20 protein-coding genes and 1 riboswitch are annotated in these 20241 nt (G+C 71.8%); of the genes, 14 read left to right on the plus strand and 6 right to left on the minus strand.

Annotated elements, in window-relative coordinates; genetic code table 11:
- Window positions 1–10: 10 nt before the first annotated feature.
- Entirely contained in the window at window positions 11–1123 is a 1113-nt protein-coding gene (locus ACIQMV_RS08275; RefSeq protein WP_402591991.1) for an aminotransferase class V-fold PLP-dependent enzyme, read from the minus strand.
- A gap of 205 nt (window positions 1124–1328) precedes the next feature.
- Window positions 1329–1470, plus strand: a riboswitch (cobalamin riboswitch).
- 36 nt (window positions 1471–1506) lie between these two features.
- Between ACIQMV_RS08275 and ACIQMV_RS08280 the strand changes: the two genes are divergently transcribed.
- Both ACIQMV_RS08280 and ACIQMV_RS08285 read left to right on the plus strand, forming a co-directional pair.
- Window positions 1507–1725: a CbtB-domain containing protein gene (locus tag ACIQMV_RS08280; RefSeq protein ID WP_141357464.1), complete on the plus strand. Its 219-nt coding sequence runs from the start codon at window positions 1507–1509 to the stop codon at window positions 1723–1725.
- 21 nt (window positions 1726–1746) lie between these two features.
- A complete protein-coding gene (locus ACIQMV_RS08285) occupies window positions 1747–2520 on the plus strand; it encodes a CbtA family protein (RefSeq protein WP_141357462.1) in 774 nt (257 codons plus the stop codon).
- A gap of 56 nt (window positions 2521–2576) precedes the next feature.
- Here ACIQMV_RS08285 and ACIQMV_RS08290 read toward each other — a convergent pair whose 3' ends face one another.
- On the minus strand, window positions 2577–3149 hold the full coding sequence (locus ACIQMV_RS08290) for a histidine phosphatase family protein (protein ID WP_402591992.1): 573 nt from the start codon (window positions 3147–3149) through the stop codon (window positions 2577–2579).
- Window positions 3146–3922 carry a DeoR/GlpR family DNA-binding transcription regulator gene (locus ACIQMV_RS08295; RefSeq protein WP_402591993.1) on the minus strand — a complete coding sequence of 259 codons (777 nt, stop codon included), beginning with the start codon at window positions 3920–3922 and terminating at the stop codon, window positions 3146–3148. The genes ACIQMV_RS08290 and ACIQMV_RS08295 overlap by 4 nt, the downstream gene beginning before the upstream one ends.
- An 89-nt stretch (window positions 3923–4011) precedes the next feature.
- Between ACIQMV_RS08295 and ACIQMV_RS08300 the strand changes: the two genes are divergently transcribed.
- Entirely contained in the window at window positions 4012–5277 is a 1266-nt protein-coding gene (locus ACIQMV_RS08300; protein WP_402591994.1) for an MFS transporter, read from the plus strand.
- On the opposite strand, the gene ACIQMV_RS08305 is transcribed toward ACIQMV_RS08300, so the two are convergent.
- Window positions 5224–6294: a LacI family DNA-binding transcriptional regulator gene (locus ACIQMV_RS08305; protein WP_402591995.1), complete on the minus strand. Its 1071-nt coding sequence runs from the start codon at window positions 6292–6294 to the stop codon at window positions 5224–5226. The genes ACIQMV_RS08300 and ACIQMV_RS08305 overlap by 54 nt on opposite strands.
- A 221-nt stretch (window positions 6295–6515) precedes the next feature.
- Here ACIQMV_RS08305 and ACIQMV_RS08310 point away from each other — a divergent pair, with 221 nt between their 5' ends.
- The 8 genes from ACIQMV_RS08310 (at window position 6516) to ACIQMV_RS08345 (ending at window position 14636) form a co-directional block, all read left to right on the plus strand.
- On the plus strand, window positions 6516–7517 hold the full coding sequence (locus ACIQMV_RS08310; RefSeq protein ID WP_402591996.1) for an asparaginase: 1002 nt from the start codon (window positions 6516–6518) through the stop codon (window positions 7515–7517).
- A 140-nt stretch (window positions 7518–7657) separates the two neighbouring features.
- Window positions 7658–8551, plus strand: coding sequence for a polysaccharide deacetylase (locus ACIQMV_RS08315; RefSeq protein WP_141357450.1), 894 nt, complete (start codon window positions 7658–7660; stop codon window positions 8549–8551).
- A complete protein-coding gene (locus tag ACIQMV_RS08320; protein WP_402591997.1) occupies window positions 8548–9939 on the plus strand; it encodes an MFS transporter in 1392 nt (463 codons plus the stop codon). Before ACIQMV_RS08315 ends, ACIQMV_RS08320 begins: the two co-directional genes overlap by 4 nt.
- 93 nt (window positions 9940–10032) lie before the next feature.
- Window positions 10033–10836, plus strand: coding sequence for an SDR family NAD(P)-dependent oxidoreductase (locus tag ACIQMV_RS08325; protein ID WP_402591998.1), 804 nt, complete (start codon window positions 10033–10035; stop codon window positions 10834–10836).
- 47 nt (window positions 10837–10883) lie between these two features.
- Window positions 10884–11633 (plus strand): SDR family NAD(P)-dependent oxidoreductase, encoded by a 750-nt coding sequence (locus tag ACIQMV_RS08330; protein ID WP_141357444.1) that lies wholly within the window; start codon window positions 10884–10886, stop codon window positions 11631–11633.
- 69 nt (window positions 11634–11702) lie between these two features.
- Window positions 11703–12287 (plus strand): hypothetical protein, encoded by a 585-nt coding sequence (locus tag ACIQMV_RS08335; RefSeq protein WP_402591999.1) that lies wholly within the window; start codon window positions 11703–11705, stop codon window positions 12285–12287.
- Between the two features lie 301 nt (window positions 12288–12588).
- A complete protein-coding gene (locus ACIQMV_RS08340; RefSeq protein WP_401772882.1) occupies window positions 12589–13593 on the plus strand; it encodes a glycoside hydrolase family 11 protein in 1005 nt (334 codons plus the stop codon).
- A 44-nt stretch (window positions 13594–13637) separates the two neighbouring features.
- The gene (locus ACIQMV_RS08345; RefSeq protein WP_402592000.1) at window positions 13638–14636 is read left to right on the plus strand and encodes a polysaccharide deacetylase family protein; all 999 of its coding nucleotides are present in this window, start codon (window positions 13638–13640) and stop codon (window positions 14634–14636) included.
- Between the two features lie 98 nt (window positions 14637–14734).
- Here ACIQMV_RS08345 and ACIQMV_RS08350 read toward each other — a convergent pair whose 3' ends face one another.
- Complete coding sequence (locus ACIQMV_RS08350; protein WP_402592001.1) at window positions 14735–16411, minus strand: hypothetical protein; 1677 nt, start codon at window positions 16409–16411, stop codon at window positions 14735–14737.
- 316 nt (window positions 16412–16727) lie between these two features.
- Here ACIQMV_RS08350 and ACIQMV_RS08355 point away from each other — a divergent pair, with 316 nt between their 5' ends.
- The 3 genes from ACIQMV_RS08355 (at window position 16728) to ACIQMV_RS08365 (ending at window position 18735) form a co-directional block, all read left to right on the plus strand.
- Window positions 16728–17117 (plus strand): cell division protein SepF, encoded by a 390-nt coding sequence (locus ACIQMV_RS08355; RefSeq protein ID WP_402592002.1) that lies wholly within the window; start codon window positions 16728–16730, stop codon window positions 17115–17117.
- A gap of 88 nt (window positions 17118–17205) precedes the next feature.
- On the plus strand, window positions 17206–17604 hold the full coding sequence (locus ACIQMV_RS08360; protein ID WP_141357434.1) for a nucleotide pyrophosphohydrolase: 399 nt from the start codon (window positions 17206–17208) through the stop codon (window positions 17602–17604).
- 264 nt (window positions 17605–17868) lie between these two features.
- Window positions 17869–18735: a hypothetical protein gene (locus ACIQMV_RS08365; RefSeq protein ID WP_402592003.1), complete on the plus strand. Its 867-nt coding sequence runs from the start codon at window positions 17869–17871 to the stop codon at window positions 18733–18735.
- 343 nt (window positions 18736–19078) lie between these two features.
- Here ACIQMV_RS08365 and ACIQMV_RS08370 read toward each other — a convergent pair whose 3' ends face one another.
- Window positions 19079–19807 (minus strand): SDR family oxidoreductase, encoded by a 729-nt coding sequence (locus tag ACIQMV_RS08370; protein WP_402592004.1) that lies wholly within the window; start codon window positions 19805–19807, stop codon window positions 19079–19081.
- Window positions 19808–20241 lie beyond the last annotated feature (434 nt).

Here is a 20241-nt window from a genome sequence, read left to right on the forward strand (position 1 = left end):
ACCCGCGGGGTCAACTCCCCAGTGACGACAGTGCGGTGGCGACCCGTTCGGCTGCCTCCGGCGGGGTCGAGGCGTGCGGGGACAGCCTGAGCGAGTCGGTGCGCACGGTCGCGGTGACGCCTTCGGTGTGCAGCGCCTTGGCGACGAGGGACGGATCGTGGTCCGGCAGGGTGAAGGAGAGGACGCCCGCGCGCCGCGCCGGGTCGGCGGGGGAGAGGACGCGGCCGCCGCACGCCGCGACGACCTCGGTGAGTTCGGCGATCCGTGTGGCGACCGCGGCTTCGATCGCGGCGACGGTGTGCCGCTCGACGAGGTCCAGCGCGGCCGCGAACGCGGCGGCCGTCACCGGGCTCAGATTGGTGATCGACCACCGTCCTGCGTCCGGGGCGGGCGGGTGCTCGGCTCCGTCGAAGAGGCCGACGTCCTCGACGCCCGTCCAGCCGGTGAGGACCGGCTCCAGGGATTCCAGGGCGCGGTCGGACAGCGTGGCGAAGCCGGTCGACCATCCGGCGCGCAGCCATTTCTGGCCGCCCGCGACCACCACGTCGGCGGCGTCCCAGGGCAGGGCAGCGACCCCGAACGCCTGGATGGCGTCCACGATCAGCAGCCGGTCGGGCCCGATCGCCTCACGCAGCGCCGCCAGGTCGGCACGGAACCCGGTGCGGAAGTCCACGGCGCTGACCGACACGGCCACGACGTCGTCGGTCAGCACGGAGCGGACCAGATCGGGGGTGACTCCGGAGCCGGGTACGGGGTCGATCCAGCGCGGCGTGGCCCGGCCCAGGTCCGCGGAGCGGCGCCACGGGTAGTGGTTGGCGGGGAAGTCGGAGCGTGGCGCGAGGACCACGCCCTCCCTGATGCCGAGCGCGGCGTGGAACAGACCGGTGGACGCGTTCGGGAGGAGCACCGTGTGCCGGGCGTCGGTGCCGGCGAGGCGGGCGGCCGTGTCCCGCGCCGTCTCCTCCGCGCGCATCAGGGCGTCCACGGTGGTGTGGTCGGCGCGGGCGGACGCCTCCAGGGCGCGCGCGGTGGCGGTGACGGCGTCGCGGGAGGGCGGCCCGAAGCGTGCGAAGTCCAGGTACCCGGCGGGTGTGTCGAAGTGGGCGGCGTACGACGTGAGCACGGGGCTCGTCCCTCCGGGGTGATGCGTGCGGATCGAGTGGCGCGGCGGGCGGTGGAGCAGAGCTCGCTCGCGCATCCTGCCACAGCGCCGGAGCGTCCGATTCACGGCCGCCGGGGCCCCGCCGCCCTGATGGTGAGGTGATCCGTGAGCAGGTGGAGGCGGCCCGGTGGAGAAGATCACGTCCGGGGTCGCGGTCTTGGCCGGGCGCGCGGCACGCGATACCGTCTGTGCGATATCGACGACGGCACGACGGAAGCCGGTGGGAATCCGGCACGGTCGCGCCACTGTATGCGAACGCCCTCGGGGTGTTCGTGAGTCAGACCCGTGGCTGTCGTCCTGTGCACCACCGAGATGGGACGCGAACTCCCAGAGGAGGTTCTGCCATGGCGCAGACCGTCGCTCAGCCGACCGCCACCCCCGCCGTTCCCGCCACGCTGCCGCTGAAGGCGATAGCTCCCTGGGCGGTCTTCTTCGGCGTTCTCATGCTGGTCCTGCTCTACTTCGTCGGCGCCGAGCAGGGCGCCACCTCCGTGTTCAGCGGCACGGACGTCCACGAGTGGGTGCACGACGCCCGCCACCTGCTCGGCTTCCCCTGCCACTGAGGCGAGGGTCACCGCACGCTCATGAACTCCGCAACCGTAAGAAACCTCCTGGTACGGGGCATGCTCGCCGGCCTTGCCGCCGGCGTGCTCGCCCTGGTCGTCGCCTACTTCCTCGGGGAGCCGTTCGTCGACAAGGCGATCGGCCTCGAGGAGGTGCACGCACATTCCCATTCCCACTCCCACTCCCATGACGAGGTGGAAGTCGTCTCCCGTTCCCTCCAGTCCACGGCCGGTCTCGCCACCGGCGTCCTGGTCTACGGGGTCGCCTTCGGCGGCATCGCCGCGCTCGCCTTCTGCTTCGCGCTGGGCCGCGTGGGCCGCTTCTCCCCGCGGGCGACCGCGCTGCTGCTGTCCGGCTGCGCGCTGCTGGCGGTGTACGTCGTGCCGTTCCTGAAGTACCCGGCCAACCCGCCCGCGGTCGGCCAGGGGGACACCATCGGCAAGCGCACGACCCTGTACTTCCTGATGATGCTGCTCAGCGTCCTCCTCGCGATCGCCGCCACCATCCTGGGCAAGCGCCTCGCGCCCGCGCTGGGCACGTGGTACGCGACGGTGGCCGCGGTGGCCGCCTTCGCCCTGGTGATCGGTCTGGCGTACGCCTTCCTGCCCACCGTCAACGAGGTGCCGGCGGACTTCCCGGCCACCCTGCTGTGGCGGTTCCGGCTCTCCGCCCTGGCCACGCAGGCCGTCCTGTGGGGCGGATTCGGGCTGCTCTTCGGCGAGTTGGCCGGGCGACTGCTGAATCCCCGGCCGGCGACGGCCACGACCGGGCGCGCGGTTCCGGCCGCGCACTGACCCCTTCGGCACACGACAGGGCCCTTCGGAACCGTCCGGGGGCCCTCTCGCGTTCCTCAGGGCGCCGCCAGCGGCTGTCCGAGCCGCAGATTCCAGCGGCCGGCCCGTCCACTGAACTCCGTTGCCGTCAACGGAGGTACGTCCAGCCGCCAGAAGCCGGACGCGGGCAGGCCCAGTACATGGACGACCGCGGCCCGTACGACCTCCGGCTCGACCACCGCGAGCGTACGGCCGTCGGTGTCCCGTGCGCTGTCCAGCCAGTGCCCGACCCGCTCGCACACGTCCCGCACCGACTCCCCGCCGTGCGGCGCGCAGTCGGGGTCGGCGAGCCAGCGGCCCACCGCCTCCGGCTCGGCGGCCATCACCTCCTCCAGGGTCCGGCCCCGCCAGCGGCCCGCGTCCAGACCGGCCAACTCCCCTACTTTCACGCCGTCGAGGCCGAGCGCCGACGCCGTCTCCCGGCAGCGCGCGCTCGGGGACAGGAGCACGCGGGCGGCCGCGGGCAGCGACCCGGCGGCCGAACGGGCCCTGGCCGTCCCGCCGTCGTCGATCGAGTCGCCGTCGTCGAACCGGGCCTGCCGCAGCGACGGGCTCGTCGCGGGCGAGACGAGAGTGACTCGGCTGGTCAACTGCACTCCTGCCGTGCGGTGTTGACGGCGGTGCCCGCGGCGCGGATCGCCTCGACCTCGCCGGGCGGCGCGGAATCGTCGGTGACGAGGGTGTGCAGCCGCGAGACCGGTGCGACGAAGGCGTGCGCCGTACGGGACAGTTTGGTGCCGTCGGCCACGGCGAGCACGCGCCGGGCGGAGTCGATCGCGGCCCGCTTCACCGCCGCGTCGTCCAAGTCGTATGCGGTCAGGCCCTGTTGTGCGGTCAGCCCGCAGCAGCCGATGACGGCGGTGTCGAAGCGCAGAGCCGCCAGCGAGGCCAGTGTCAGGGGTCCGGTGAGGGCCCCCTCGCCCGGACGTGGCCGGCCGCCGGGCACGAGGAGGGTGGTCTGCCCGGGGCTGTCGGCGAGCGCGTCGACGGCCTGGAGCGACAGCGGCATCACGGTCACCCGCCGGCCGCGCAGTGCCCTGGCCACTTCCAGGCAGGTGGTGCCGCTGTCGAGGACGACCGTCTCCCCGTCGGCGATCAGCGCGGCCGCGTCCGCGGCGATGCGCTGCTTGATCCGCGTGCCCTCCTGCGCGCGCAGGGGGAAGGGGGGCTCCTCGCCGCGCAGCAGCAGGGTCCGGGCGCCGCCCCGGAAGCGTTCCAGCACACCTTGGGCGGCCAGGGTCTCCAGGTCGCGGCGGATGGTCATCTCCGAGGCCCCGGTGAGTTCGGCCAACTGGCCGACGCCGAGGCTGCCCGCCTCGCGCACTGCGTCCGTGATCTGCCTCAGACGGCCCGTGTTCCCCATGCGCCGATTGAACACCATGCTCCAGTAAACAGGAACACTGTGAGAACCGGCGCTTTTCAAACAAGGTTCATGTTCGATACGTTCGCTCCATGGAGCGAACACTTCGCGCGGCGCGTCTGGCGACCTTCACGTACTTCATCCTCAACGGGACCCTGCTGGGGATGTGGATCGTGCAGATCCCGCCCATCGAGCACCGCGTCGGCGTCAGCCACGCCGTCCTGGGCGGCTTCCTGCTCCTGCTCGGGGCGGGCGCCTTCGTGGGGATGCAGCTGGCCGGCCCGGTCGCCGACCGCCTCGGCACCCGGATCGTCGTGCCCGCCTCCGGTGTCCTGTGCAGTGCCGCCCTCGTGCTGCCCGGACTGGCCTCCGAGCCGTGGATGCTCGCCGGAGCCCTGATCGTGCTCGGGTTCGGCAACGGCTGCCTGGACGTGAGTATGAACGCCCACGCCGTCCAGGTCGAGAAGGCGTACGGACGCCCGGTGATGTCCGCGTTCCACGCCACGTTCTCCGTCGGCGGCGTGGTGGCCGCCCTCGCGGGTGCCGCCGTCGCGAGCGCGGGCTGGACCCCGGCGGCGACGCTCGGCACGGCGGCCGTACTGGGAGTGGTGGTCGCCGTGTGCGCCGCCCCGGGCCTGCTGCCCACCGCCGCGGGACCGGCCGCGGAGGCCGGGACCGAGTTCGGTGGACCCGCCGGGCAGACGGCCCCGGCTCGTACCCGTATCTGGATCCTGGCCGTCCTCGCGCTGATGGTCATGCTGTGCGAGGGGGTCGCCAACGACTGGAGCGTGCTGCACCTGCGGACCGTCCTCGGCGCCTCCGACAGCACGGCGGCCTTCGCCTACGGCGCGTTCGCCGCGACGATGACCATCGGCCGCCTGCTCGCCGACCGTATCTCGGCCCGCTTCGGTCCTGCCGCGATCCTGCGTTACGGCGCCTCGGTTGCGGCCGTCGGCATGGCGGCGGCCGCCCTGTCGCCCTGGATTCCGCTCGCCCTGGCCGGCTGGGCGCTCTTCGGCGCCGGGCTCTCCGGCTGCGTCCCCCAGCTCTTCAGCGCCGCCGGTCACGCCGACGCCGATGCCGCCGGCGCCAACGTCTCCAAGGTCGCCGGACTCGGTTACCTCGGCATGCTCGCGGGACCGGCCGTCATCGGCTGGCTCACCCGCCTGGTCCCGCTGAACCTGACCTTCTTCCTCCCCGTGGCCTGCTGCGTGGTCGCGGCCGCGACGGCGGGAGTGCTGCGGCAGCGGGGGAGCACGGTCGCGGGCCGGGGGCCGGTCCCCGAGGCGGGGCCTCCGGCCGCGTCACTCCTCCGGGGTGAGCGGGGTGCCGCCGAGGGTCGAGGCGCGGGCCACTAGGGCGGGGCGCAGCCGCCGGGAGCGGCCCGGCTTGCCGTTCAGCATGTTGACCAGCGTCGTCGCCGCCACTTCCCCCATCCGGTACATCGGGGAGCTCACGGAGGTCAGGGACACCGGGAGGGCCGCCGCCAGTGGGACGTCGTTGTAGCCCACGATCGCCACGTCCCGGCCCACCGTGAGGCCCGCGTCCCGGACCGCCGCCATGACGCCGATCGCCGCGAAGTCGTTGACCGCGAAGACGGCGGTGGGCCGCGGCCGCAGGGCCAGCAGCCGCTCGGCCGCCGCCCGGCCGCCGGGCACGTCGAAGCGGGACCGCACGACGTGGCTCTCGGGCACCGGCAGGCCCGCCTCGGCGTACGCGTCGAGGAAGCCCTGGGTGCGCTCCGCGCCAGTGCTGGCGTAGGGCTCTCCGGCCACCACCGCGACCCGCCGGTGGCCGAGTTCCAGCAGGTGCTCCGCGGCCAGCCGGCCGCCGAGGACATCGTCGGTGGTCACCGAGATCCGGCCCGGCAGCCGGCGCGAGACCAGCACCAACGGGATGTGCTGGCGGGCCAGTTCGGCGACGAGGTCGGAGTCGGAACGGGCGTCGCCGAGTACCAGGCCGTCGACGCGCCGGGCCAGCAGCGCGTCGGCCCGGCGCCGCTGCAGCTCCGGGTCGTCGCCGGTGTTGGCGACCACCGTGTGGTAGCCGGCGGCCGCCGCCGCCGCGTCGATGCCCTCGTAGATCGTGGCGAGCACGATGTCGGTCAGCCTCGGGACGAGCACGCCCAGCATCCGGGAGCGGCCGGTGCGCAGCGCCGCCCCGGCCGGGTCCCGCTGGTAGCCGAGTTCCTCGGCGAGCGCCCGGATCAGTGTGGCGGTGTCGGTGGCCACTCCGCCCCGCACGCTCTCGTCCGGGCTCAGCGCCCGGGACACCGTGGAGACGTGGACCCCCGCCTGCCGGGCTATCTGGGCGAGTGTGACCGGGGCACGACCGGTGTGTGTGCCGGCCCCCGCCCGCGCTCCCTGGCGATCCACGCTCGCTGCCCCTCTTTTCGGTTCGTCTCGGTGCTTCTCAGTGCTTCTGGGCGGGTCTCGGGCTCCGCCGGACTCCTGCCGGAACCCGTAGGCGCCCCCGCGCCGCGCCCTTGAGCTTCGCACATCCCCGAACCCTCCGGCCAGACAAGTGTGCGGCAACCCATTGACCGGACGCAATCGTTTGCATAGCCTCTCCGCAATCGATTGCGGAGAGAGGGTTCATGCGTCGTATCCAGGTCGTGGCAACCGGCGGCACCATCGCGAGCCGGTCCGGGGCGGAGGGCCGCCGGGCGACCGTGCTCGCGGAAGAACTGGTCGCGTCGGTGGGTCCGCTGCCGGACGGCGCGGAGGTGAGCGTGCGGGACGTGGTCACCCGGGGCAGCTACGCCTTCGACACCGCCGACCTGCTGTCGCTGGCCCGCGAGGTGCGCGGCACACTGCGCGACGGCGCCGACGGGGTGGTGATGACGCACGGCACCGACACCATGGAGGAGACCGCCTTCCTGCTCGACCTGGCGTTCGACGACCCGCGGCCGATCGTGCTGACCGGCGCGCAGCGCCCGTTCGACGACCGCGCCGCCGACGGCCCGGGCAACCTGGGCGACGCCCTCGCCGTGGCCGCCGACGACGCCGCCCGCGGGCACGGCCCGCTGCTGGTCTTCGACGGCTTCGCCTTCCCCGCCCGCGGGGTCCGCAAGAGCGACACCATGTCGGCGCACGCCTTCACCGCGCCCGGACGTGGACCGGCGCTCCGCGTGGTGGGCCGGCGCGTGGTCCCGCTGTGGCAGCCGAGACCCAGCCCGCGGCTGCCCTTCGACCTCGACCTGCCCCGGCTGCCCCGGGTGGACGTGGTGCCGGCCTACCCCGGCGCGGACGGACTGTTCGTCCGGGCGAGCCTGGCCGCGGGCGCCGCCGGGGTCGTGGTGGCGGCGGTCGGCGCGGGCAACGCCGGGCCGGAGCTGGTGGAGGCGGTCGCCGAGGCCGTGGCGGCGGGCCACCCGGTACTCATCTGCTCACGGGTGCACTCCGGCCCGGTCGAACCTCTCTACGCGGGCGGCGGCGCCGAACTGCAAAGGGTCGGCGCGATCTTCGCCGGCGACCTCAGCCCCTGGCAGGCCCGGCTGCTGCTGGCCGTCGCGAGCGCCGTACCCGGCCGGTCGCCGGACGCACTCGTCCGCGCCTGGCTCGCCGGACGGGACCCGTCGTCCGACACCGGCTCCTGACCGACTCCCGACAGCCTGACCTCCCGGCTCCCCGACCCGTCCCGACTTCCTGACCCATCCCGGTCCTTCCGACCCCCCACAGCAACCAACCCCATCAAGAGCCCACCCACAGCAACCCCATCAAGAACAAGGAGATGTCGATGACCAAGGAAATCCTCGTCGGCTTCGGTGTGGACGTAGACGCCGTCGGCGGATGGCTCGGCTCCTACGGGGGCGAGGACTCGCCCGACGACATCTCCCGCGGGCTGTTCGCGGGCGAGGTCGGCGTGCCGCGCCTGCTGGAGCTGTTCCGGCGCCGCGGCCTGACCCAGACGTTCTTCTGGCCCGGCCACTCCGTCGAGACCTTCCCGGAGGAGTTCGACGCCTGTGTCGCCGCCGGCCACGAGATCGGCGTGCACGGCTACAGCCACGAGAACCCGATCGCCATGAGCCGCGAGCAGGAGTCAGCGGTCCTGGACCGCTGCATCGAGCTGATCGAGACCCGCTCCGGCCGACGTCCGACCGGATATGTGGCCCCCTGGTGGGAGTTCAGCCCGGTCACCAACGAACTGCTGCTGGAGCGGGGCATCAAGTACGACCACTCGCTGATGCACCGGGACTTCGAGCCGTACTACGTCCGGGTCGGCGACTCCTGGACGAAGATCGACTACAGCAAGCCGGCCGACACCTGGATGAAGCCGCTGGTCCGCGGACACGAGACGGACCTCATCGAGATCCCGGCCAACTGGTACCTCGACGACCTGCCTCCGATGATGTTCATCAAGGCCAGCCCGAACAGCCACGGCTTCGTCAACCCCCGTGACATCGAGCAGATGTGGCGCGACCAGTTCGACTGGGTGCACCGGGAGATGGACCACGCCGCCTTCACCATGACCATCCACCCCGACGTGGCCGGCCGCCCGCAGGTGCTGCTGATGCTGGAGCGGCTGATCGACCACATCAACTCCCACGAAGGCGTCCGCTGGGTGACCTTCGACCAGATCGCGGACGACTTCGCCGCCCGCAACCCGCGTCAGAAGGGCGACAGCAGATGACCACCGCGCAGAACCCCGGAATAGTCCACGAGACCGAGTGGCCCCGCACCGGCACGCCCTCGGACGAGGTCCTCCTCAAGGGCCCGCCCACCCTGAGCCGGCGCACCATCATGACCACCACCGTGGTCTGCTTCCTGGCCTGGGTCTTCTCGGTCTACGACTTCGTCCTCTTCGGCACCCTGCTGCCGAAGATCTCCGAGACGTTCGGCTGGACCACCGGTCAGGCCACGGCGATCGCGACCGGCGTCACGGTCGGCACCTTCGTCGTCTCGCTGCTGGTCGGGCCGATGCTGGACCGGTGGGGGCGCAAGCCGAGCCTGATCGTCACCACGGCGGGCGCGGCGCTCTCCTCCGGCTTCACCGCCCTGGTCGGCGGCGCCGCCTCGCTGATCGGGGTCCGCGCCATCTCGGGCCTCGGCTACTCCGAAGAGGTCGTCAACAGCGTCTACCTCAACGAGATGTACGGAAAGAGCCGGCGGCGCGGCTTCCTGTTCAGCTTCGTGCAGAGCGGCTGGCCGGTCGGCGCCCTCCTGGCATCGGCGTTCGCCGCCGTGCTGCTGCCGCTGATGGGTTGGCGCTGGATCTTCCTGCTGGCCACCTTCCCGGTCGTCGTCATCCTCGTCGCCGGGTCCAAGCTCCGCGAGTCGCCCTCCTTCGTCGCCCTGAAGCGCACCCGCGAACTGCGCAAGGAGGGCCGCGAGGACGACGCGGCCCGGCTGGCGGAGCTCTACAGCCTGGACATCAGCCGCGACAACGAGTCGGGACTGCGCCAGCTCTTCGCCCCGGACCTGCGGCGCCACACCCTGTGCCTGTCCGGCGCGTGGCTGTTCAACTGGATGGGCATCCAGGTCTTCTCGGTACTGGGCACCACCGTGCTCACCGACGGCAAGGGCGTCTCGTTCTCCAGCGCGTTGGTCGTGCTGATCCTGGCCAACCTCGCCGGATTCCTCGGCTACCTCTTCCACGGATACCTCGGCGACCGGATCGGCCGGCGCACGACCATCATCGTCGGCTGGAGCATCGGCGGCGTCGTGATGACCGCGATGCTCTTCGGACCCAACAGCAGCGCCTACGTCATCCCCATGTACGCGCTGGGCCTGTTCTTCCTCAACGGACCGTACTCGGCGATGCTCTTCTACATGGGCGAGTCGTTCCCGGCCCGGGTCCGGGGCATCGGCTCCAACACCGCCCATGTGATGGGCCCGGTCGGCGCGATCATCGGCTCGGCCCTGCTCAGCGCGATCATCGGCCTCGGCGCCGGCGCCACCACCGCCGCGTTCATCGCGGGCGCCGTCGGGATGTTCCTCTCCGGCGTCCTGATGCTCGGCGCCCGCAAGGTCAGCCAGGACGAGGACGACGAGACCGCCTCCCTCGCCGCGGCGCACTGAGCCCCCGTCCCCCCGAGCCCCCGTCCCCCCTCGCATCCCGGTGCGTGGCGGCCCGCACCCGCCACGCACCGGGAACCCCATGAAAGGCAGGACATGTCCTCCCACGAGCACACCGCACCCGCCCGCGACGACGGACTGGCCGGAAAGGTGGCCGTCATCACCGGCGGCGCGAGCGGCATCGGCCGCGCCCTGGCGGTCGCGTACGCGCGCGCCGGGGCCGACAGCGTCGTCGGCTTCTACCCCAAGGACCCGCACAGCGCCGACGAGACGATCCGGCTGGTCGAGGAGGCAGGCGGCCGGTGCACCGCGGTCGCGGTCGACGTCCGGGACAGCGGGCAGGTCGACGCCCTGGCCCGGTCCGCCGTGGAGACGTACGGGCGGCTGGACATCGCCGTCGCCGGCGCCGGAGTGCTGCGCCGGGCCGCCCTGGCGGAACTCGACGACGACGCCTGGAACGACATGCTCTCGGTCGACCTGACCGGTGTGCTGCGCACCTTCCGCTCCGCCGCCGCGGTGATGACCGGCCCCGGTGCCATGGTGGCGGTCTCCTCCATCGCCGGCGGGGTGTACGGCTGGGACGACCACGCCCACTACGCCGCCGCCAAGAGCGGGGTGCTGGGGCTGTGCCGGTCGCTGGCGACCGAACTCGCCCCGCGCGGCATCCGCGTCAACACCGTCATCCCCGGGCTGATCGAGACCCCGCAGTCGCTCGACGAGGCCAACTCGCTGGGCCGCGCCGGGCTGGAGCGGGCCGGCCGGAGCATCCCGGCGGGCCGGGTGGGCCACGCCGACGAGGTGGCCCGCGCGATCCGCTTCCTCACCAGCGACGACGCCGCGTACATCACCGGGCAGGAGCTGATCGTGGACGGCGGTCTGACGGTCCGGTGGCCGGAGTGACGGCGCGGCCGCGGCAGCACACGGAACAGCGCGGAAAGGTGAACGGCATGGGACTCCTCCAGGATCAGGTCGCCCTGGTGACCGGCGCGGCGAGCGGCATCGGCACGGCCATCGCCGACGCCTACGCGGCCGAGGGCGCGCGGCTCTTCCTGGCCGACCGCGACGCCGACCGGCTCGCCGCCCTGGCCGAGCGCTACGCGCGGCAGGGCACGAGGACGGCCACCGCGGTCGTCGACGTGGCCGACGCGGAGCAGACCCGGCAGATGGTGGAGAGCTGTGTGGCCGCCCTGGGCGTGCCCGACGTCCTGGTCAACTCCGCGGGGATCCTCACCGAGGTTCCCCTGGTCGAGATGGACGTCGAGACCTGGGACGAGATGATCGCGATCGATCTGCGCAGCGTGTTCCTGTGCTGCCGGTGGACGGTCCCGCACATGGTCGCGCGCGGCAGCGGGCGGGTCATCAACATCGCCAGCCAGCTGGGCATCAAGGGGGGCGAGGGCCTGGTGCACTACTCGGCGGCCAAGGCCGGCGTCATCGGGCTGACCAAGGCCCTCGCCCGTGAGGTCGCCCCGCACGGGGTGCTGGTCAACGCCATCGCTCCGGGACCGGTGTTCACCCCACTGGTGGAGGGGATCAGCGAGGACTGGAAGCAGGCGAAGCAGGCCGAGCTGCCCCTCGGCCGGTTCGGGGTCCCGGCGGAGGTCGCCCCCACCGCCGTGCTGCTGGCCAGTGATCCGGGCGGCAACCTCTACGTGGGGCAGACCCTCGGACCCAACAGCGGCGACATCATGCCGTGATGTCCATGCCCTGATGCCCATGCCCATGCCCATGCCCGTGCCCTGATGCCCTGACAGGAGGGAGCCACGATGTGCGGAGCCTGCGGAGCGGGCCGTTCCGTACCGCGCTGGGAGGACGTCCTGGCCCCGCCCGGCCGCGCCGTCCTGGCCGCCCGCGCGGCGCGGACCGAACGACTCCTGGGGCCCGGATCGGGACTGCGGGTCCGGGCCTGGCTGTCCGCGGGATACCTGCTCGGCGACCGGGTCGGCCGGACCGTGCACGCGGCGGACCTGGACACGCTGTGGCGGGCGGCCGCCGAGCGCGGTGCGCGGCCGGCGGGCCGGCTGTCGCTGCGGGGCCCGGCCGCCACCGTGCCCGTCGAGGTGCCGGGCGGCTGGGACCCGGCCACGGTCGCGGTGTGGTGCGCCGCCGTGGCCCGGACCGAACCGGACGCCTCGCTGGAGGTCACCCTCCCGGACCCCGCCGGGGCGCGCACCGTGCTGGTGGAGATCGGGTCCGGCGCCGTACGGGCCAGGGTCCTGGAGGCCACCTCGGACGGCCCGGAGCGCGGGGGCGCGATCCTGGTCCGCGGAGTCGGCGCGGCCGGTGCGGCCCGGCACCTGACGGCCTGCCACCTGCCGGTGCGTGCGCCTGAGGACCTGTACGGGGCGTAGTGAGTGAGCCGACCTCCTCGAAACTTTCGAAGGTGTCGGCCTTCAAGTTGATCTAGAGCATCAGCGTCTGCTCGGGCACGCTTGGACGGTTCCGGTGACTGTTGCTCTGAGCAGGTAAAACAAGCCTCCGTGCGACTCCTGGCCCGAGCGAACGTTTCGAAATTCCGACCGAAACTGTTGACACCCGACGGACCCGGCTCAACACTTCTCACCGCTGCGTCACCTCCTGGCAGCCGGCCGTTCCGTGAGGTCCTGCCGTGCTGCCCGCCCCCCACCACCCTCACGAGGAGGAAGCACGGACATGAACACGCTCTTCCGGGAGAACGGCCGCAGACGCGGTCGCTTCACGTGGTTCATCAGGAGTCTCTGCACCGCCGCCCTGGTTGTCATGGCCGCGATGACATTGCCGGGCACCGCCAGCGCCGACACGGTCGTCACCTCGAACCAGACCGGCACCAACAACGGCTACTACTACTCGTTCTGGACCGACAGCCCGGGGACCGTCTCCATGAACATGGGGTCCGGCGGCAACTACAGCACCTCATGGAGCAACACCGGCAACTTCGTCGCCGGCAAGGGCTGGAGCACCGGCGGACGCAGGAGCGTGAACTACTCGGGCAGCTTCAACCCGTCCGGCAACGCCTACCTCGCCCTCTACGGGTGGACGACCAACCCGCTCGTCGAGTACTACGTCGTCGACAACTGGGGCACCTACCGGCCCACCGGAACGTACATGGGCACCGTCACCAGCGACGGCGGCACGTACGACATCTACAAGACGACACGGGTCAACGCCCCCTCCATCGAGGGCACCCGGACCTTCGACCAGTACTGGAGCGTCCGCCAGTCGAAGAAGACCGGTGGAACCATCACCACCGGCAACCACTTCGACGCCTGGGCCGGCAAGGGAATGAAGCTGGGCACCTTCAACTACATGATCATGGCGACCGAGGGTTACCAGAGCAGCGGCAACTCCAACATCACCGTGGGCGACGCCGGTTCCGGTGGTGGCGGTGGTGGTGGCGGTGGTGGTGGCACCGGTGGGTGTACCGCGACGCTGTCGGCGGGTCAGCAGTGGAGTGACCGGTACAACCTGAACGTGTCGGTGAGCGGTTCCAGCAACTGGACGGTGACGATGAACGTTCCGTCGCCGGAGAAGATCATCGCGACCTGGAACATCAGCGCGAGTTATCCGAGTTCGCAGGTGCTGGTGGCCAAGCCCAACGGCAACGGCAACAACTGGGGCGTGACCATACAGACCAACGGCACCTGGACCTGGCCGACGGTCTCCTGCAGCGCGAGCTGACCCCGCCGACCCCGAAGACCCCCTTCAGAAAGGTCCCAAGCCGCATGAGAACCAGACCACTTGCGTCACTGCGGTCCCTGTTCGCGGGACTGGCCGTCACGGCGCTGGCCGTGGCGGGCTCCCTGACCGTCGACGCCACTCCGTCGTACGCGGCCACCTGCAACGGGTACGTCGGACTCACCTTCGACGACGGCCCGTCCAACGACCGCACCCCGGCCCTGCTCAACGCGCTGAAGCAGAACGGGCTGCGGGCCACGATGTTCAACGAGGGCCAGTTCGCGGCCTCCTCCCCGGCCCAGGTACGGGCGCAGGTCGACGCCGGCATGTGGGTCGGCAACCACAGCTACACCCACCCGCACCTGATCCAGCAGAGCCAGTCGCAGATCGACTCGGAACTCTCCCGGACCCAGCAGGCCATCGCCGCCGCGGGCGGTGGCACGCCGAAGCTGTTCCGGCCGCCCTACGGCGAGACCAACTCGACGCTGAAGTCGGTCGAGGCCAAGTACGGCCTGACCGAGATCATCTGGGACGTCGACTCGCAGGACTGGAACGGCGCGAGCACCGACGCGATCGTGCAGGCCGTCTCCCGGCTCGGCAACGGCCAGATCATCCTCATGCACGAGTGGCCCGCCAACACGCTCGCCGCGATTCCGCGCATCGCGCAGACCCTGGCCTCCAAGGGCCTGTGCTCCGGCATGATCTCCCCGCAGACCGGCCGCGCCGTGGCCCCCGACGGAGGCGGCTCCGGCGGTGGTGGTGGCGGTGGTGGTGGCACCGGTGGGTGTACCGCGACGCTGTCGGCGGGTCAGCAGTGGAGTGACCGGTACAACCTGAACGTGTCGGTGAGCGGTTCCAGCAACTGGACGGTGACGATGAACGTTCCGTCGCCGGAGAAGATCATCGCGACCTGGAACATCAGCGCGAGCTATCCGAGTTCGCAGGTGCTGGTGGCCAAGCCCAACGGCAACGGCAACAACTGGGGCGTGACGATACAGACCAACGGCACCTGGACCTGGCCGACGGTCTCCTGCAGTACGAGTTAGTCGTCCGGTGGCGCGGCGGACCACGGCCGCCGCGCCACCGGCGGTTCGCGGCCGGCGCGAGCGCGCGCGGGGGCCACCGGAAGCGGGCCTCCGCGCGCTCACCTCTTCTTCGGCGCCGTCAGCGAGACGTCCTGGCTCGACAGCGTCTGCGGGGTGGCCGTGAACGCGCGCAGACGGAGGCGGGTATGGGGACCGGGGACGGTGAACCCGGTGCGGGGCGCCCGTAGTTCGACGCGGGCGGTGGAGTGCGCCGGGATCGTGGCCGGACCTTTCACCAGCGACCAGAACCTGCCCATGCCCTTGCCCTTGGTGAGGATGAAGTGGGGCGTGAGGGGATCGCCGCTGGTGTTGGTGAGCTGGAGGGTCAGCCGGGAGACGTGCGTGGCGGAGGACCGCTGCACCGCCGTGACCCGCATGGCCAGCGGTGGCCTGCCCGTCACCGCCACGGTCGCGCTGACCAGCGCGGGGAGGACCAGGAGCCCGGCCGCCGCGATGCGGGCCGGGCGCCGGTGCGGCCCCGACAGCGGGCGCGGCCGGGGCTGCCAGGCCCGCGCGAACTCGGAGGCGGGCGCGGTGACGGCGGCGGTGAGCCACAGCGGCGTCATCATCAGGTAGTAGCCGTCCTGGGAGCGCGTCGCCAGGAAGAAGGCGCACCAGGGCAGGACGGTCGCCGCCGGGCCCAGCCGCCGTACGAAGAGCACGAACACGGCCAGCAGGGCCGCGGCGAGAAGCACACTGGCACGCGAGTACCAGTCCAGGCGGTCGCTGCCGTCGGTGAAGTACAGCGACACGTCCACCAGGCCCTGTCCGTGCAGCACCGCGCCCTGGGTCAGTGGCAGCGCGATGCCGCGCAGCCACTCGCCCGGCTCGCTCGCGATGAAGTACGTGTTGATCAGCAGCCATGTGGTGACGGCGGCCCCGAGCAGCCGGAGCACCACCGACAAGGCCTGCCGGGGGCCCAGTTCGCCGCGACGCACCGCGTAGACACCGGCCAGCAGGAACGGCGTCACGAACCACGGGAGTTGCTGCGCCGCGCACGCCGCGCCCAGGCACGCGGCCCGGGCCAGTCCGGCCGCGCCGAGCCGTCCGCCCTGCCCGATCCGCGGCCAGCGCACCACGACCGGGATCAGCAGCGCCAGGGCGAGGACCGCCGGATAGCCGAGGCGCCCGTAGGGCGGCAGGAGGCCGAGGCCCAGGCACACCATGGTGGCCGCCGGGCGCCACCGCGGCGGCAGCATCCGCCACAGGACCACCGTGCCGGCGATCAGCGCGCCCGTGCTCACCGCCGTCGCGGGGGCGCCGTCGTGCCCGAGCCACAGCAGGGGCGCGGTCAGCAGCACCGCCAGCGGGGGGTAGCCGTAGGTGTAGTCGTAGCTGCCGTCCACGGTGGGCGTGAGCGGCACGGGGCCGTGGAAGAGCCAGGGCCACGGCTGCCCGTACACCGTGTGCCCGGCGACCAGTTCCCTCGCCGCCTGCGCGGTGAGGACCGCTTCGTCGCCGCCCGCGTGGTTCATGAGCCACGCGCACACGGTGAGCGTCACGGCGGTCAGCAGCACGCACAGGTCCACGCGGGCCAGGGACCTCGTGCGGCGGACCACCAGGGCCAGCACCGCGCAGACCAGGATCGAGGCGTAGCACAGGCAGATGACGCCGGCGACGGGGAGCAGCCGGGACGCGGCCTGCGTCCACACCGCCCGGGTACCGATGAAGAGACTCACGACGGCCAGTAGCGTCAGGACGCGATGCCACTGGGCCGGCGGTTCCGGGGCGGACACCGCCGACAGTGTCCGCCGACCGGGTGCCACCAGCTGTTGTTCTGCCAAGTGCACGACACCCGAACCTAATCGGATCCGGTGAGCGGCGCGCGGCGGGCGGTGAAGAGTCCGGTGTGAGCGCGGTAAGAAGCCACTTTCGGGTGGGAAACGGTCAACCCGCGTGTGACGGGCGATCGATATACGTTGAGATGATGTCTCTTTCGGGCACTCTCGTGACCTCCTGTCGCGCACCGTGTCGCTGTTGGGCCGAAAGGGTGACGTCGCGTAAGAATTGGCTGGTGCAGGTGAGGCAAGCGAGTCAGGGCAGGGGGAGCCGGTGAACAGTCACGACGTCACCGATGAGCAGTGGGAGGGGCTCGCCCAGGTCGTTCCGCTGCGCGGCCGCGACGCCTGGCCGTCCGCGGTGAACCACCGCGTGCCACCGGAGGCGACGACGGAGGCACGCCGCCGCTTCGTCGTCCTGCGGGTCAACGTGTTCGCGGACGCCCGGGATGTCGCCGAGACCCTGATGGCGGGCGTACCGGTGCTCCTCGACCTGACCGGCGCCGAGGGCGAGGTCGCCAAGCGGGTCCTGGACTTCAGCACCGGTGTCGTCTTCGGGCTGGGCAGCGGGATGCACCGCGTCGACCGCAACGTGTTCCTGCTCACGCCGCCCGGCACCGAGGTGAGCGGACTCATCCCGGGCGCGGCCGTTCCGGGCGGGTGAGCCCGGGGACCGTGCCCGTGAGCCCGCGGGTCGCGCCGTGAGCCGGGGCCGCGCCGGTGGGGGAGCCGCGGGTGATAGACCTGATGGTGTGACTGAGGAATCCGAGCATCCGGATCTGGCCGGGTTGCAGCGGCGGTTGGCGGAGTTCGCCGCCGCGCGCGACTGGCAGCCGTACCACACGCCGAAGAACCTGGTCGCCGCGCTCAGCGTGGAGGCGTCCGAACTGGTCGAGATCTTCCAGTGGTTGACCCCGGAGGAGTCGGCCGGCGTCATGGCGGACCCCGGGACCGCGCACCGTGTGCGCGACGAGGTCGCGGACGTCCTCGCCTATCTGCTGCAACTGTGCGAGGTGCTCGGCGTCGATCCACTGGCGGCGCTGGCTGCGAAGATCGACCGGAACGAGCGGCGGTTTCCGGTGCCGGGGAAGCCAGGGGAACCGGCTGCGGAACCAGGGGAATGGACGGAGCCGGGCGAGCCGGGGGCGTGATCCCCAGTTCCGCTCGAACCGTCGGGCCTGTTCCCGCTTGCTGCGCAGGAGCACGAGCATGTGTGGGCTCTCCTGAGTCCGGGGCGGCCGCCGCCACGGCGACTGACAGGCCGTTTCCAGAACTTCGAATTCCCGTACAACCGCCCCCACCGGTGAGGGATCTGATCACGTGAGTCAAACAGACTCCACGGTCATTGGGCCCCGCGCCGAGACGGACTGCGAGGAACGATCGGCGCCCGGCCCCTTTCTCCACCTGGGGAACGCATGCGTATACGAGCCACTCTGGCCGCCGTCTCCGGCGCCCTGGCCCGCACCGCCCAACTGCTCCTCGTCCTCGCCCTGTTCGCCGCAGCGGGCGGGACCGTCACCGGCTGTGGCCTGGTGGCGGGGGCCCGCGCTCGTCAGGTCGCCGACGCCTGGGACGGCTCCGAGGCCGCCCGGGCTTGGCGGAAGGGCTACCACCCGATCGGAGAGGCTGTCGAGCTGCCCGAGGACGTCTTCCACGGCATATCGGACAAGCAGGCCTACGGGACCCAGAACTTCGCCCTGCGCGGCCAACTCCCCGCCGCGCCGGGGAAGAACGGCCGGGTGAAGTGGGAGAGCGGGGGCTCGCTCACGTTGCCGCTGATGGGGGCGCGGCAGGCGTATGAGGCAGTGGCCCGCGGCAGCGACGACGGACCGCACTTGACCGTGACCGGGGCGAAGCTGGGTGAGATGACCGTGGCCACCAGCCGCGGCCCGGCGACCGTCCCGGCCTGGCTTTTCACCCTGGACGGCTACGACACTCCGCTCAAGCTGGCCGCCGTCCGCCCCTCGAAACCTCTCACGCCGCCGGTCAAGCCGGTCGCGGAGGGGTCCGGCGACACGTTGCAGCTGGTCAGGACCGCGAGGGACGGCCGGTCCGTCACGGTGCTCTCCGGCCACGGGGCCTGCGACGACGGTCCTGTCGTGGACGTGCTGGAGACGGGCGGGAGCGTGGTGCTGTCCGCTTCCGTCGTCGGGACGAAGGAGGGTCCCTGTACCGCAGACCTGCTGATGGAGACGGTGACGGTGAAGCTGAACCGGCCACTCGGCGACCGTGTCCTCCTGGACGCGTTCACCGGCCGGCCGGTGCCGTACGGACGGTCGTAGGGGGACTCATCGACCGATGCGGCAACCCATCGGACCGCAACATGCGGCCTTCGGCCTCAAGGGCAACGGCGGGCGCTACGAGCTGCCGAACGATGACGCGTGGGCAGTGACGACCGCGGAAGGTCTGGAATTCCGTCCAGCCGAAGACGCCCGTCTCGTACAGGGTGACGGCCATGCCGAAGGCGCGGCTTTCCCACGGCTCGGCGAACACCAGCTCACCGTTGGAGCGGCGAGGTGCTGCGGGGCCCTCGATGGCGTGCCGATCCAGCACCTCGTCGGGCTGCTGCAGGTACCGGGCGGTGATCCGCTGCCGTCAGCCCCGTGGGGGCGAGCCGGCAGCTCCTCACTGTTCGACTGGTTGCGACAGAGCACGTTTGACCTGCCGGGTCCGCTCGTCGGTAAGGACTTCGACCCGGTCGTTCGCCAGTGCCTCCATGGTCTGCTCCGCAACATCATCCGCACTGATCTTCGGTGCGTCCGTGAAGGAACTGAGATCCGTCTCCACGAAACTGGCGTGGACACCGATCACGAGAGTTCCCTGCTCGCGCAGGCCTTCCCGCAGCGCGCCCGTCAACGACCACTGGGCTGCCTTGGAGGCCGCATACCCGGGATAGTCCGGCCGGGACGCCCAGGAGGCGGTCGACAGCATGTTGATCAGTGCGCCGCCGCCATTGCGCGCCAGGACCGGGGCGAAGGCACGGGACACGGCCCAGGTACCGAAGTAGTTGATCTCCATCGCCTCGCGCGCGCCGTCGAAGGAGCCCGTCAGCAGCTTGGTGTCGAAACCTCCGACACCCGCGTTGTTGATCACGATGGTGACATCCGCGGCGGCCGCCGCCGCCGCGGCGACGTCCTCCGGCACGGTGACGTCCAAACGCAGCGGGGTCAGGTCCTCGTCGCCCACGCCCGCCGGATCGCGGACACCGGCGTAGACCTTCCCTGCTCCCCGCGCGATCAGCGCGCGGGCGAACGCGTGGCCGATGCCACGATTGGCCCCCGTCACCAGGGCGGTCGATCCTTTGATCTCCATCGCGCTTCCTTCCCACTGCTGCCTGCCGATGACAGCGGGCACCTGTCGAGGAACGACCCTGCAGGGGGAAGCCCCGCGCCGGACCGCGTCCTGGGCCGGCCCAGGTCCACGGACGACTCGCGCAGAGGGGGGAACCCATCACCAGCAGGCCGGCGCTCGGTCTCCACCTGATGTCGGGCCCTGCCGGGACGGCCGGGTCGGGTCGTCGCGCCCGCAGGCTTGCCCACGCAAAAGCCCTCTCCACCACCAGCGTGCACCGACCGGTGCAGCGACGCATGTGAGACGGCTCCCGGCTGCAGGGCCTCCCCTTTTCACCGTCAGCGACCAGCCCACGTACAGCGACCTTCGCCGAGATGACGTACAAGGCCGCACCAGAACACCGGCGCAGGCGGTGACCTGGTCGAACGGCGGGGCTTCATCTGGAGGCCCCGGCACGCCGTGGCCGCACCGCCATCGCACCAGCAGGGCCGCTTCCT

Origin of the sequence: Streptomyces sp. NPDC091412 (assembly GCF_044756885.1) — a bacterium.
In the GTDB taxonomy this organism is placed as follows: domain Bacteria; phylum Actinomycetota; class Actinomycetes; order Streptomycetales; family Streptomycetaceae; genus Streptomyces.

What these genes read in the sequence shown, in the direction of transcription:
- ACIQMV_RS08320 (WP_402591997.1), top strand. Translation starts at nt 8,548, where the DNA reads ATGACCACCGCGCAGAACCCCGGAATAGTCCACGAGACCGAGTGGCCC.
- ACIQMV_RS08310 (WP_402591996.1), top strand. Translation starts at nt 6,516, where the DNA reads ATGCGTCGTATCCAGGTCGTGGCAACCGGCGGCACCATCGCGAGCCGG.
- ACIQMV_RS08365 (WP_402592003.1), top strand. Translation starts at nt 17,869, where the DNA reads ATGCGTATACGAGCCACTCTGGCCGCCGTCTCCGGCGCCCTGGCCCGC.
- ACIQMV_RS08335 (WP_402591999.1), top strand. Translation starts at nt 11,703, where the DNA reads ATGTGCGGAGCCTGCGGAGCGGGCCGTTCCGTACCGCGCTGGGAGGAC.
- ACIQMV_RS08340 (WP_401772882.1), top strand. Translation starts at nt 12,589, where the DNA reads ATGAACACGCTCTTCCGGGAGAACGGCCGCAGACGCGGTCGCTTCACG.
- ACIQMV_RS08295 (WP_402591993.1), bottom strand. Translation starts at nt 3,922, where the DNA reads ATGGGGAACACGGGCCGTCTGAGGCAGATCACGGACGCAGTGCGCGAG.
- ACIQMV_RS08325 (WP_402591998.1), top strand. Translation starts at nt 10,033, where the DNA reads ATGTCCTCCCACGAGCACACCGCACCCGCCCGCGACGACGGACTGGCC.
- ACIQMV_RS08330 (WP_141357444.1), top strand. Translation starts at nt 10,884, where the DNA reads ATGGGACTCCTCCAGGATCAGGTCGCCCTGGTGACCGGCGCGGCGAGC.
- ACIQMV_RS08285 (WP_141357462.1), top strand. Translation starts at nt 1,747, where the DNA reads ATGAACTCCGCAACCGTAAGAAACCTCCTGGTACGGGGCATGCTCGCC.
- ACIQMV_RS08280 (WP_141357464.1), top strand. Translation starts at nt 1,507, where the DNA reads ATGGCGCAGACCGTCGCTCAGCCGACCGCCACCCCCGCCGTTCCCGCC.
- ACIQMV_RS08300 (WP_402591994.1), top strand. Translation starts at nt 4,012, where the DNA reads ATGGAGCGAACACTTCGCGCGGCGCGTCTGGCGACCTTCACGTACTTC.
- ACIQMV_RS08345 (WP_402592000.1), top strand. Translation starts at nt 13,638, where the DNA reads ATGAGAACCAGACCACTTGCGTCACTGCGGTCCCTGTTCGCGGGACTG.
- ACIQMV_RS08315 (WP_141357450.1), top strand. Translation starts at nt 7,658, where the DNA reads ATGACCAAGGAAATCCTCGTCGGCTTCGGTGTGGACGTAGACGCCGTC.